This is a genomic window from Pseudomonas sp. 05L36 (assembly GCF_056398125.1).
Genome location: NZ_JBFTOU010000010.1, coordinates 70,480 through 83,305 on the forward strand (window position 1 = coordinate 70,480; position 12,826 = coordinate 83,305).

10 protein-coding genes are annotated in these 12,826 nt (G+C 60.0%); all 10 read right to left on the bottom strand.

Annotated elements, in window-relative coordinates; genetic code table 11:
* Window positions 1–10 precede the first annotated feature (10 nt).
* On the bottom strand, window positions 11–1,420 hold the full coding sequence (locus AC1DKH_RS13625) for an amino acid permease (protein WP_477752201.1): 1,410 nt from the start codon (window positions 1,418–1,420) through the stop codon (window positions 11–13).
* A gap of 109 nt (window positions 1,421–1,529) precedes the next feature.
* A complete protein-coding gene (hutH, locus tag AC1DKH_RS13630) occupies window positions 1,530–3,062 on the bottom strand; it encodes a histidine ammonia-lyase (RefSeq protein ID WP_477798418.1) in 1,533 nt (510 codons plus the stop codon).
* 118 nt (window positions 3,063–3,180) lie between these two features.
* On the bottom strand, window positions 3,181–4,704 hold the full coding sequence (gene hutH / locus AC1DKH_RS13635; RefSeq protein ID WP_477798419.1) for a histidine ammonia-lyase: 1,524 nt from the start codon (window positions 4,702–4,704) through the stop codon (window positions 3,181–3,183).
* Between the two features lie 141 nt (window positions 4,705–4,845).
* Window positions 4,846–5,676, bottom strand: coding sequence for a quaternary amine ABC transporter ATP-binding protein (locus AC1DKH_RS13640; protein ID WP_007975542.1), 831 nt, complete (start codon window positions 5,674–5,676; stop codon window positions 4,846–4,848).
* A complete protein-coding gene (locus tag AC1DKH_RS13645; protein ID WP_046039591.1) occupies window positions 5,673–6,524 on the bottom strand; it encodes an ABC transporter permease in 852 nt (283 codons plus the stop codon). Before AC1DKH_RS13645 ends, AC1DKH_RS13640 begins: the two co-directional genes overlap by 4 nt.
* A 70-nt stretch (window positions 6,525–6,594) precedes the next feature.
* On the bottom strand, window positions 6,595–7,563 hold the full coding sequence (locus tag AC1DKH_RS13650) for an ABC transporter substrate-binding protein (RefSeq protein WP_477752623.1): 969 nt from the start codon (window positions 7,561–7,563) through the stop codon (window positions 6,595–6,597).
* Between the two features lie 69 nt (window positions 7,564–7,632).
* Window positions 7,633–9,105 (bottom strand): purine-cytosine permease family protein, encoded by a 1,473-nt coding sequence (locus AC1DKH_RS13655; RefSeq protein WP_477798420.1) that lies wholly within the window; start codon window positions 9,103–9,105, stop codon window positions 7,633–7,635.
* A gap of 176 nt (window positions 9,106–9,281) precedes the next feature.
* Entirely contained in the window at window positions 9,282–10,964 is a 1,683-nt protein-coding gene (gene hutU, locus AC1DKH_RS13660) for a urocanate hydratase (protein ID WP_223457541.1), read from the bottom strand.
* A 443-nt stretch (window positions 10,965–11,407) separates the two neighbouring features.
* On the bottom strand, window positions 11,408–11,977 hold the full coding sequence (locus AC1DKH_RS13665; protein ID WP_477752625.1) for a HutD/Ves family protein: 570 nt from the start codon (window positions 11,975–11,977) through the stop codon (window positions 11,408–11,410).
* 10 nt (window positions 11,978–11,987) lie between these two features.
* Window positions 11,988–12,698 carry a histidine utilization repressor gene (gene hutC / locus AC1DKH_RS13670; RefSeq protein WP_173677901.1) on the bottom strand — a complete coding sequence of 237 codons (711 nt, stop codon included), beginning with the start codon at window positions 12,696–12,698 and terminating at the stop codon, window positions 11,988–11,990.
* Between the last annotated feature and the right edge of the window lie 128 nt (window positions 12,699–12,826).

The window sequence follows — 12,826 nt, forward strand, 5'->3', positions numbered from 1 at the left end:
CTCCGTTAGGTTATCGATGAGAAAAAGAAGGTTCCTGCTCTACCAGTGCCGCCTGCCCCGCCGCAGGCTTCACCCAGGTCAGGTAGGCAAGCACCAGCAATACAATCCATACCACGCCGACGATCAGAGCCGCCTGGGTGTCCGGGAAATAGCCCAGCACGCCGAAGATAAACAGCATGAAGGCAATCGCCGCCATCGGCGCATAGGGCCAGAACGGTACCGGGAACTTCAACTGTGCGACCTGTTCACTGCTCATGGAACGACGCATGGCCACTTGGGTGAACAAAATCATCAACCAGACCCACACCGTGGCAAAGGTCGCGATGGAGGCTATCAGCAGAAACACGTTTTCCGGAATCAGGTAGTTCAGCAACACGCCCAGCAGCAGCGCGGCGCTCATCACCACCACGGTCATCCATGGCACACCGTTGCGCGACAAACGCGCGAAGCCCTTGGGGGCGTGGCCCTGCTGAGCCAGGCCGTACATCATCCGGCCTGCGCCGAAGATATCGCTGTTGATGGCCGAGATCGCCGCCGAGATCACTACGATATTGAGGATGGTCGCCGCCGAGCTGATGCCCAGATTGTCGAAAATCTGCACGAAAGGACTGCCCTGGCTGCCGATCTGCTGCCATGGAAAGATCGACATCAGCACGAACATGGTCAGCACGTAGAACAGCAGGATGCGCAACGGCACGGCATTGATCGCCCGAGGCAGCACATGCTGCGGGTCTTTGGCTTCACCAGCCGTCACACCGATGATTTCAATCCCGCCGAACGCGAACATCACCACCGCGAACGAGGCGATCAGGCCACCCACGCCATTGGGCATGAAACCGCCATGGCTCCAGAGGTTGCTGATATCTGTCGCTTGGGCGCCGGGGGCCGTGCTGATGCCGAACAGCATGATGCCGAAGCCACCCAGGATCATCGCGACAATGGCCGCGACCTTGAGCAACGACAGCCAGAACTCCATTTCACCGAAGACTTTGACGTTGCACAGGTTCAAGCCGCCGACCACCGAGACGATGCCCAGCACCCAGATCCAGCGCGCGACTTCCGGAAACCAGAAGCCCATGTAAATACCGAACGCGGTGACATCGGCCATGCCGACGATGACCATTTCGAATGCGTAGGTCCAACCGAGGATGAAGCCCGCCATCGGCCCAAGATAGGTACTGGCGTATTGGCCAAAGGAACCGGCCACCGGGTTGTGCACCGCCATCTCACCGAGGGCGCGCATGACCATGAACACCGCCGCGCCACCGATCAGGTACGCGAGCAATACCGCAGGCCCGGCCATTTGAATGGCCGAGGCAGAACCGTAAAACAGCCCGGTGCCGATCGCCGACCCCAGTGCCATGAAGCGAATATGTCGGGCAGAGAGCCCGCGTTTCAAACCTTTTTCTGGCTGTTGCATTTCTCGTCCCTAATTATTGTTATTCGACGCAAAATCGAATCGCCGGCAAGCCGGCTCCTACAGGTTCATGCGACCCCCCTGTAGGAGCTGGCTTGCCAGCGAGGGGTCCTTAAAGGCTCGGCAAAAGCTTCGTCGTCACCAGTTCGTTCAGGCAACGCGAGGCCAACAGCTCGGTTGCGGCGTTGATATCCGGCGCAAAGAAACGGTCCTTCTCATAGAACGGCACTTCGTTACGCAGGATGGCGCGGGCCTTTTCCAGTTTCGGCGAGGTCTTCAGACCGTTGCGCAGGTCCAGACCCTGTACCGCCGCCAGCCATTCCACCGCGAGAATCCCACGGGTGTTCTCGGCCATTTCCCACAGACGCTTGCCGGCCGCCGGCGCCATCGATACGTGGTCTTCCTGGTTGGCGGAAGTCGGCAAGCTGTCCACCGAATGCGGATGGGACAACGCCTTGTTCTCGCTGGCCAGTGCCGCTGCGGTCACCTGGGCGATCATGAAGCCGGAGTTCACGCCACCGTTGGCCACCAGGAACGGCGGCAATTGCGACATGTGCTTGTCCATCATCAGCGAGATACGGCGTTCGCTCAGGGAGCCGATTTCAGCGATGGCCAGTGCCATGTTGTCAGCGGCCATGGCCACCGGCTCGGCGTGGAAGTTACCACCGGATATCACGTCACCTTCAGCGGCGAACACCAACGGGTTGTCCGATACGGCGTTGGCTTCGATGGCCAGCACTTCGGCGGCCTGACGGAACTGGGTCAGGCAGGCGCCCATGACTTGTGGCTGGCAACGCAGGGAGTATGGATCCTGGACCTTTTCGCAGTTTTCGTGGGAGTCGGAGACTTCGCTACGCTCGCCCAGCAGATCACGGTAAGCGGACGCGGCGTCGATCTGGCCTTTCTGGCCACGGGCAGCGTGGATGCGTGCGTCGAACGGCGAGCGCGAACCCAGCACCGCTTCAACGGTCAGGCCGCCCAGCGCCAAGGCACCGGCGAACAGGTCTTCACCTTCGAACAGGCCACGCAGGGCAAAAGCGGTGGAGACTTGAGTGCCGTTGAGCAGCGCCAAACCTTCTTTGGCGGCCAGGGTCAGCGGAGTCAGACCGGCGACTTTCAGCGCTTCGGTGGCTTCCATCCACTCGCCTTTGTAGCGCGCCTTGCCTTCACCCAGCAGCACCAGCGACATGTGCGCCAAAGGCGCCAGGTCACCGGAGGCACCGACCGAACCTTTCAATGGAATATGCGGGTAAACCTCAGCGTTGATCAGGGCGATCAGCGCATCGATCACCACACGACGGATGCCGGAGAAGCCACGGCTCAGGCTGTTGACCTTGAGCACCATGATCAAACGCACCAGGGCGTCGCTGATCGGCTGACCGACACCGGCGGCGTGGGACAGCACCAGCGAGCGCTGCAGGTTTTCCAGGTCTTCGCTGGCGATACGGGTCGACGCCAGCAGGCCGAAACCGGTGTTGATGCCGTAGGCGGTGCGATTCTCGGCGAGGATCTGCTCCACGCAGGCAACACTGGCTTCGATCTGGGCCGAGGCGCTGTTGTCGAGGGTGATTTTTACCGGCTGCTGATAAACATCACGCAGTTGGGCCAGGCTCAGTTGACCGGGAATCAGATTTAGAGAAGTCATTTTGTGCTCCTTTTGAGAGTTAGCTATTAACTAACCAGACGCTCCGGAGATGTCCGTTGTCCGTCGCTTCCCCCTTTTTGAGGGGGTGGCGCCTTGGCACGCTGGTTTTGTAGGGAAATCAGTTCAAATTCGGTAAGACTTTTTGCAGCAAAACAGGGTCTTTCAAAACGCTGGCAGCGGCGGCAATGTCCGGTGCCAACCAACGATCCTGATCGTAGGCCGGAACACGTTCACGCAGCAGGCGCCAGGCCGCATCGGTGCCTGCGCCGAAGCGTTGTTCCTTGAGGAATTCGAACGCCTGGGCGGCCAGCAAATACTCGATGGCAAGGATTTGCGTGCAGTTTTCCAGCGCACGATGCAGCTTCAGCGCGGCGTTGGTGCCCAGGCTCAGGTGATCTTCCTGCAGGCCCGACGTCACGTAGTTATCCAACACTGCCGGTTGCGCCAGTTGACGGTTTTCTGCGCACAGCGAAGCGGCGACGTATTGCACGATCATCATCCCGGAGTTCACACCCGGGTTGGCCACCAGGAAGGCCGGCAGGCCGCTGACGTGCGGGTTGATCAAACGGTCCAGGCGACGCTCGGCGATGGAGCCGATTTCCGCCATGGCAATCGCCAGCAGGTCCGCCGCCATTGCCACGGACTGGCCATGGGGGTTGGCCTGAGACACCACCCGGTATTTGTCTGCGGTGCCCAGCACCAGCGGGTTGTCGGTGGCGCCGTTGAGTTCGGTTTCGATCTGTTTGGTCGCATGCACCAGTTGATCGCGTGCGGCGCCGTGCACCTGCGGAATCGAGCGGATGCTCAGGGCATCTTGCGTACGAATGCCTTTGCTCTGGGCAATCACTTCGCTGCCGTCGAGCAGTGCGCGCAGGTTGATTCCGACCTGTTGCATACCCGGGTGCGGCTTGAGCGCGATGATCTCGGCGTCGAAAGCGTCGATTTGCCCGCGTTGGGCTTCGAAGCTCATGGCGCCGATCACGTCGGCCCATTCCAGCAGGCGCGTAGCATCGGCAATGGCCAGGCAGCTCAGGCCAGTCATGCACGGTGTGCCGTTGACCAGGCACAAACCGTCCTTGGCACCGAGCTTGACCGGTTGCAGGCCTTCTTCGGCCAGTGCTTGCTGCGCGGAAACGATCTGACCGCGATAGCTGACATTGCCGACGCCCAGCAGCGCGATGCCGATGTGGGCCATGTGGGTCAGGTAGCCCACGGAACCCTGGGACGGCACTTGCGGGGTGATGCCACGGTTGAGCAGTGCCAGCAGCGCTTCGACGACCTGACGGTGCAGGCCGGATTTGCCGTGGCTGTAGTTGACGACGGCGGCGCACATGATCGAGCGGGTCTGCTCGTTGCTCAGCGCTGCACCCACGCCGCAAGCGTGGCTGAGCAAGGTGTTACGCGACAACTGGCTGAGTTGTTCGTCCTGCAGCGAGACGTTGCACAGCGCGCCCAGGCCGGTGTTGATGCCATAAGCACGTTCGCCGCTGGTGACGATGCGCTGGACGATGGCCTGCGCGTTTTCGATGCGCGCCCAGATCGGCGCCGACAGCTCAAGCTGTGCGCCATGACGAGCGACGGCGACCACGTCCTGCCAAGTTACCTGCGCTTCGGTGATAACGATTTTTTCAGCCTGGGACATCTTCAACCTCGTGCTTACAACCTGAATATTGATGCAGCTTTACCGGCCCCTTCGCTGGCAAGCCAGCTCCTACAGGGGTTACGCGCACCTTGTAGGAGCCGGCTTGCCGGCGAAGGCGCACGTCGGGTCACCGCAAATCTTTTAAACCACCGCCGCCCGACGCTGTACAAAGCGGTCGACATATTCATCCGCAGGCGAGTGCAGGATCTCTCTCGGCGTGCCGACCTGGATCAGGCGGCCATCCTTGAGGATCGCGATACGGTTGCCGATGCGCACGGCCTCGTCGAGGTCGTGGGTGATGAAGACGATGGTCTTGTGCAGGGTCTTTTGCAGTTCCAGCAACTGGTCCTGCATCTCCGCGCGGATCAGCGGGTCGAGGGCGCTGAAGGCTTCGTCCATCAGAATGATGTCGGTGTCCGCCGCCAGGGCGCGGGCCAGGCCCACACGCTGACGCATACCGCCGGAGAGCTGGTGCGGATATTTGTTTTCGTAGCCCTTGAGGCCCACGGTGTTGATCCAGTGCAGCGCACGCTCGGCGCACATGGCTTTGCTTTCGCCGCGGATTTTCAGGCCGTAGGCGACGTTGTCCAGCACGCTCTTGTGCGGCAACAGACCGAAGCTCTGGAACACCATGCTGATCTTGCGCCGACGAAATTCGCGCAGGGCTTCCATGTCGTATTGCAGGATGTCCACGCCGTCCACCAGGATCGCGCCGCTGGTCGGGTCGATCAGGCGATTGAAGTGGCGGACCAGGGTCGACTTGCCGGAACCCGACAGGCCCATGATCACGAAGATCTCGCCGCTGCCGATGCTCAGCGACAGGTCGTTCACACCCACCACGCAGCCGGTTTCGGCCAGCACCTGATCCTTGGTCTTGCCCTGGCCGACCATGGCCAGCGCGTCCTTGGCACGGTTGCCGAAAATCTTGAAGACGTTTTTGACTTCGATCTTGCTCACGGTTGCGTTGTTCATTTGCTCACCTCATGCCGTGCGCGACCGTACGCCTGTGTAATGCGGTCGATCACCACAGCCAGAATCACGATCGCCAGACCGGCTTCAAGGCCACGTCCGACGTTGAGGGTCTGAATCCCCACCAGCACATCTTCACCCAGACCACGGGCACCGATCATCGAGGCGATCACCACCATCGACAGGGCCATCATGGTGGTCTGGTTGATCCCGGCCATGATGCTCGGCAGGGCCAGCGGCAGTTGCACGCCGAACAGTTGCTGCCAGCGGTTGGCACCGAAGGCGTTGATCGCTTCCATCACTTCGCCGTCGACCTGGCGAATGCCCAGATCGGTCAGGCGGATCAGCGGCGGCGCGGCGTAGATCACGGTAGCGAAAATCGCCGGGACCTTGCCCAGGCCGAACAGCATCAGCACCGGAATCAGGTACACGAAGCTCGGCATGGTCTGCATGATGTCCAGCAATGGCATCAGTATCGAACGCAGGCGGTTGCTGCGCGCCGAGAGAATGCCCAGCGGAATGCCGATCAACACCGAAATGATCGTCGCCACCATCATCAGTGCCAGGGTCTGCATCAGCTTGTCCCAGAGGCCAACCGCCCCCACCAGGAACAGCAAACCAACGATGACGGCAGTGGTCACGACCTTGCGGGTCGCGTGCCAGGCCACACCAGCCACGATCGCCAGCATCAGCCACCAGGGTGCAGCGCGCAGCAGGCCTTCGAGATTGACGATGGCCCACAACAGGGTGTCGGAGATGTGCCGGAACACGTCACCGTAGTTGGTGACCAGCGAATCGACCCAACCGTTGACCCAGTCGGCGATGGAAAAGGTAAAGCTTTCGGGAAACATAAGAGACTCTCAATCAAGGGGTTGCGATCAAGCATCCGACTGCCGTCGCCGACAGTCGGAGAAGCCCAACCTACAAGGCCGCGTCGATTTTCTTGGCTGCGTCTTCGCTCACCCATGCGTGCCAGACTTCAGGATGTTCCTTCAGGAAGATCTTGGCCAGTTTTGGTGATTCGATCCGCTCTTTGGTCATGCGCCCCAGGTTCTGGTTCAGCAGGTCGATTGGCACGTTGACCTTTTCCAGCACGGCCACCAATTCAGGCGCTTCGTCGTGGAAAGTCTTGGACAGGCCGACCTTGATATCCACGGTCTTGTTCACGCCTGGTTTCTCTTCGAGTTTCACCGCGTCGATCTGGCCCATCAGCGGGGTTGGCGACCAGTAGTAGAACAGGATCGGCTCGCCACGCTTGTAGCTCGACAGCACAGCGGCATCCAGCGCCGGGCCGGTGCCTGGGCGGAAGTTGGTGTAGGTGCTTTCCAGGCCGTAGCTCTTCAGCATTTCGCTGTTGTCCAGCTCACAGGTCCAACCGGCCGGGCAGTTATAGAAACGACCCTTGGATGGCTCTTCGGCATCCTTGAAAATCGCCGAGTACTTGCCCAGGTCGGCAATGTTTTTCAGGTCCGGCGCCTTGGCTTCCAGCTTGCGCTTGGCGTCGCCTTCGATCACGTAGCGCGGCACGTACCAGCCTTCGACGGCACCCACCACTGGCGCGCCGACACCGACGACTTTGCCGGCCTTCTCGGCCTTGTTCCAGACTTCGCTGCGGCCGACCCACTCTTCGGCGAACACTTGAATGTCGTTGCTGCTCAGGGCGTTTTCCATGGTGATGGAGTTGCCTGGCAGGCTGTCGGTCTTGCAGTCGTAGCCTTTCTCCAGCACGACTTGCAACACGTCGGTCAGCAGCATGGCGCTTTCCCAGTTCAGGCCGGCGAACTTCACCGGTTTGCCCGACTCGCACCAACCCGCCGCCTGAGTGGCGCCGGCGCTGGCCAGCAGGCCCATGGAAAGCAATGTGGTCAGCAGGGTCTTGTTCGATTTCATTGTTGTGACGCTCCTAATCATGAGTTGGCTTACGGCAGTCAAGAGGCATCCAGCCCTGTCCACGTCCAATCAGGCCTGCGCCGCAGCGCGACCGGCCCCGCTTTTTTTAGGTTGTACAACGCTGTCCTGCTCGACCGGCAGGATCAATTGATCGGGCACTGTGCCGTGCCATTTTTTTGCGCACAGGTAATACAGGGCTGCGGGAAGCACCAGACCGATGATCCAGGAAATATCCACATCACCCAGGGCCGCCACCAGCGGACCGGTATAGAACTTGGTGGAAATGAACGGCAGTTGCACCAGCACACCGAAGACATAGACGCTGATCCCGAGTGGGTTCCAACGACCGTAGCGACCATTCGGATCGGCCAGAGCCGGTACGTCATAGCGCTCGCGAGTGATGCAGTAGTAGTCCACCAGGTTGATCGCGCTCCAGGGGGTAAAGAACGCCAGCAAGAACAGGATGAAAGACTTGAATGCGCCGAGGAACGAGTGCTGACCGAGCAACGCCATCAGGGTCGCAGCACCGACGATGACCAGCACGAAGACCAGGCGCTGCAAGCGCGTTACCTTCAGGTCACCACGGAAACCGCTGATGATGGTCGCAATGCACATGAAGCTGCCGTAGGAGTTCAGCGTGGAGATGGTGACCTTGCCGAACGCGATGCTGAAGTACAGCAGCGCAGCGGTGGCACCGGTACCACCCAGGCCAACGATGTAGGCCACTTCGTGGCCGGCGTATTGCCCGTTGGCCGAAGCGGCCGCGAACACGCCGAGGACCATCGCCACCTGCGCACCAATGACCGAACCTGCGCCTGCGGCAAAAAACGTTTTCACCGCGGACGTCTTGCTCGGCAGGTAGCGAGAATAGTCAGCCACATAAGGGCCGAAGGCGATCTGCCAGGACGCCGCGAGCGACACCGCGAGCAGGAAACTGCTCCAGCTGAAGTGGCGGATTTGCAACAGTGCGCCAACGTCGACCTGGTTCATCAGACGGCTGAACAGATAAACAAAGGCAATCACGCCAATGACACTGGCAACACGGCCGATCCAATGGATCACCCGATAACCGAGCACCGTGACCAGCACGATGACACTGGCGAAAAGGAGGATACCGACGGTGTCGCTGACGCCAAACAATTGGCCCAGCGCCTGCCCGGATAACACGGTTCCCGTTGCGGTGAAGCCCAGGTACATCAAGCAGACCAGCACGATTGGGATCGCCGCGCCGTACACGCCGAACTGCACCCGGCTGGAGATCATCTGCGGCAGGCCGAGCTTGGGCCCTTGCGCGGCATGCAGCGCCATCACGCCGCCACCCAGTAATTGACCGATCAACAGACCGATCAACGACCAGAACACATCGCCGCCCAGCACCACGGCCAGGGCCCCGGTGACAATCGCGGTGATTTGCAGGTTGGCACCCATCCACAGGGTGAACTGGCTCAACAGACGACCGTGTCTTTCCGCTTCCGGGATGTAGTCGATCGAGCGCTTCTCGATCAACGGTTTGTTGCCTGCACGATCGCTGTTAACAGCCATGGTTCAACCTCTGTGGATTGTTGGTCGGTGTTGGTTGTATCTGTGTAGGTGCTGTGTAGGAGCTGTCGAGTGAAACGAGGCTGCGATCTTTTGATCTTCGGCGTCAGTAACGACGCCAAAAGATCGCAGCCTTCGGCAGCTCCTACAGGTTTGCATTGGGCCAAGGCCCGCTTTCTTTATTTGCCGGTAATCATCGGCAGGTTCAGCCCTTGTTCCTTGGCGCAGTCGATGGCGATCTGGTAACCGGCATCGGCGTGACGCATGACACCGGTGGCCGGGTCGTTGTGCAGCACGCGAGCGATGCGCTCGGCCGCTTCGTCAGTACCGTCGCAGACAATCACCATGCCCGAGTGCTGGGAGAAGCCCATGCCGACGCCGCCGCCGTGGTGCAGGGAAACCCAGGTCGCGCCGCTCGCGGTGTTGAGCAGAGCGTTGAGCAGTGGCCAGTCGGACACGGCGTCGGAACCGTCCTGCATGGACTCGGTTTCGCGGTTCGGGCTCGATACCGAACCGGAGTCCAGGTGGTCGCGACCGATCACGATCGGCGCGGACAACTCGCCGCTACGGACCATTTCGTTGAACGCCAGACCCAGCTTGGCGCGCAGGCCCAAGCCAACCCAGCAGATACGTGCCGGCAGACCCTGGAAGCTGATGCGCTCACGGGCCATGTCCAGCCAGTTGTGCAGGTGGGCGTCGTCCGGGATCAGCTCTTTGACCTTGGCGTCGGTCTTGTAGATGTCTTCAGCGTTGCCCGACAGTGCAGCCCAACGGAACGGGCCGATACCGCGGCAGAACAGCGGACGGATGTAGGCTGGTACGAAGCCCGGGAAGTCGAATGCGTTTTCCACGCCTTCTTCTTGCGCCATCTGACGGATGTTGTTGCCGTAGTCGAAAGTCGGTACGCCCATTTTCTGGAAGTCCAGCATCGCTTTGACGTGCACGGCCATCGATTGCTTGGCGGCCTTGATCACAGCGGCAGGTTCAGTCTTGGCGCGAGCGCGGTACTGGTCCCAGGTCCAGCCGGCCGGCAGGTAGCCGTTGAGCGGATCGTGGGCGCTGGTCTGGTCGGTAACCATGTCCGGGCGCACGCCGCGCTTGACCAGTTCCGGGAGAATTTCTGCCGCGTTACCCAGCAGGGCAATGGAAATCGCTTTGCCTTCGGCGGTGTATTTGGCGATGCGGGCCAGCGCGTCGTCGAGATCAGTTGCTTGCTCGTCGACATAGCGGCTTTTCAGACGGAAATCGATGCTGACCTGCTGACATTCGATGTTCAGCGAGCAAGCGCCAGCCAGGGTCGCGGCCAGAGGCTGAGCACCACCCATGCCACCGAGGCCTGCGGTCAGGACCCAACGACCTTTCAGGTCATCGTTATAGTGTTGGCGACCGGCTTCAACGAAGGTTTCGTAGGTGCCCTGGACGATGCCCTGGCTGCCGATGTAGATCCAGCTGCCGGCAGTCATCTGGCCGTACATGGCCAGGCCTTTGGCGTCGAGTTCGTTGAAGTGCTCCCAGCTCGCCCAGTGTGGAACCAGGTTGGAGTTGGCGATCAGTACGCGCGGGGCATTGCTGTGGGTCTTGAACACGCCGACCGGCTTGCCGGATTGCACCAGCAGGGTCTCGTCGTCGTTCAGGTTGGTCAGGCTTTCGACGATCTTGTCGTAGCATTCCCAGTTACGTGCAGCGCGACCGATACCACCGTAAACCACCAGTTCTTTAGGGTTCTCGGCGACTTCCGGGTCGAGGTTGTTCATCAGCATGCGCAGCGGCGCTTCGGTCAGCCAGCTCTTGGCGGTCAGCTTGTTACCACGTGCGGCACGGATTTCAACGTCACGAAACTTAGTAGGTTTAATGTCAGTCACGAAAAAGACTCCTCAGCAATCAATCCAAACCAACCCAGGCAGTGGGCGAGCAAGCCAATGGGCATATCAGTGCACACCGGCGAACAGTGGACGATGGTTGAGTCCTCGTGACTCATACGCATACGTCTTTACTTGTACATACAAGCATATGCAATCAAGCGGCCAACTTGCCGGATGAGCATTCAAGAAAAATTCTGAAACGGCTGGAGAGCGCCTGGGACAAGGGTTCTGGTGTAGATGAAATTTTTTCGGGAGGATTTTTGTGGCGAGGGGGTTTTGTTACTTGAGCGTGGTTTTGCGCCACGCTGGGGCGTTCGGTAACAACATGGTGCGCTTTCGGGAACGCTGAAAAGCAAAAGATCGCAGCCTTCGGCAGCTCCTACATGGGATGCTTTGCACCCTGGAGGAGCTGCCGAAGGCTGCGATCTTTTGAAAATTCAGAATCAGCGTGCGGTCAGCTCAATCACACAGCATGGGCTATTAACGGAGATTTCCAGCAGGCCAGTGTTAGCGTCGAGTTGCAGGCAATCGTGGCGACCGAGCTTCGAAGCGTTGTTACCGACCTTCACTTCCAGTGCTTCGCTGATGCTGAACACCAACATCGTACCCGCCGAACTGAAGAACCGCTGCTCGCCACTCAACCACTGCAACCGCGCACCGTAACGCTGCGGCGCGTAAATCAGGTTGAAATCGCGAATCGGACTGCCGAGCAACGTGCAGGAAACCTTGCTTTCACCACTGAAGGCAAACGGGTCCAGCGGTAACAGTGGCCGCGTGTCCTGGCCATCCACCGTCAGGCTCATACCATCGCCCTGCAAAACGGTGATCACTCGCTCGTAACCGGCGAAGGTGGAAAACCCACCCGACTCGCCAATGTCGGCAATCGACAGGCGCCAGCCAAACCCGTCCAGGCCAGTGCCGGCATCGCGGGTGATTTCTTCGGTGCTGCCGCCGCCGTTTTTCCACGGCATGCGCGGGTAATCGAGCGCACGTAAAACTTTCAGACTGCTCATTTATGGCTCTCTATTTATGAAACCGACCTTCCAGACGATGACGGGAACCGGGGTGGATCAAGCGAGCAGCAGTCACTGGCTGACGACCGGACCAGGTGCGGCGGCGAATCAGCAGGCAAGGCTCGCCCTTTTCAATCTGTAGCAATTTGCATTCGGATGACTCAGCCAGGATCGCCTCGACCACGTGCTCGCCTTCGGTCAGCGGCGCGACCTGGTTCAGGTAGGCGTAGGGCGTTTGCAGGGTGAAGTCCTGCTTGAGGTAGTCCGGCGCCACCAGCGCATTGACGAAACGGTCTTCGATTTGCACCGGAATATCGTTTTCGAAATGCACGATCAGCGAGTGGAACACCTTCTGCCCTTCGCGCATGTCCAGGGCCAGGGCGCGCTCGGAGCCGGCGGCCTCTTCTTCAAGGGTGATGACCTTGCAGGTGTGGCGATGACCGCGAGAGGCAATTTCATCGGCAATGTTGTGCACTTCAAACAGCGCGGACTGGCTTTTCGGCTCGGCGACGAATGTGCCGACGCCTTGCATGCGCACCAGCAGGCCATCGGCGGTCATCTCGCGCAGGGCGCGGTTGATGGTCATGCGGCTGAAGCCCAACTGGCTGACCAGTTCGCTTTCCGACGGAACGCGGTAGTGCGGCGGCCAGTTTCCACTGTCGATTTGCTGGGTGATCATTTGTTTGACGCGGGCGTACAAGGGCGCCGGACTGTCGCCCATGTTCGCGGCCAACGGAGAGACTGGAGGCGGAGTCGGCACGGTTAATCCTTGGTCATTTGATTGATGTCGCTAGCTTGCCGGAGTTTACCGGGCAGGCAAACGTCTGTATATGTATATACAAATAACAC

Bases quoted from the DNA above. Each gene is read 5' to 3' on its own strand.
- AC1DKH_RS13625 (WP_477752201.1), bottom strand. From the start codon at position 1,420: ATGCAACAGCCAGAAAAAGGTTTGAAACGCGGGCTCTCTGCCCGACAT.
- hutH (WP_477798418.1), bottom strand. From the start codon at position 3,062: ATGACTTCTCTAAATCTGATTCCCGGTCAACTGAGCCTGGCCCAACTG.
- hutH (WP_477798419.1), bottom strand. From the start codon at position 4,704: ATGTCCCAGGCTGAAAAAATCGTTATCACCGAAGCGCAGGTAACTTGG.
- AC1DKH_RS13640 (WP_007975542.1), bottom strand. From the start codon at position 5,676: ATGAACAACGCAACCGTGAGCAAGATCGAAGTCAAAAACGTCTTCAAG.
- AC1DKH_RS13645 (WP_046039591.1), bottom strand. From the start codon at position 6,524: ATGTTTCCCGAAAGCTTTACCTTTTCCATCGCCGACTGGGTCAACGGT.
- AC1DKH_RS13650 (WP_477752623.1), bottom strand. From the start codon at position 7,563: ATGAAATCGAACAAGACCCTGCTGACCACATTGCTTTCCATGGGCCTG.
- AC1DKH_RS13655 (WP_477798420.1), bottom strand. From the start codon at position 9,105: ATGGCTGTTAACAGCGATCGTGCAGGCAACAAACCGTTGATCGAGAAG.
- AC1DKH_RS13665 (WP_477752625.1), bottom strand. From the start codon at position 11,977: ATGAGCAGTCTGAAAGTTTTACGTGCGCTCGATTACCCGCGCATGCCG.
- hutC (WP_173677901.1), bottom strand. From the start codon at position 12,698: ATGGGCGACAGTCCGGCGCCCTTGTACGCCCGCGTCAAACAAATGATC.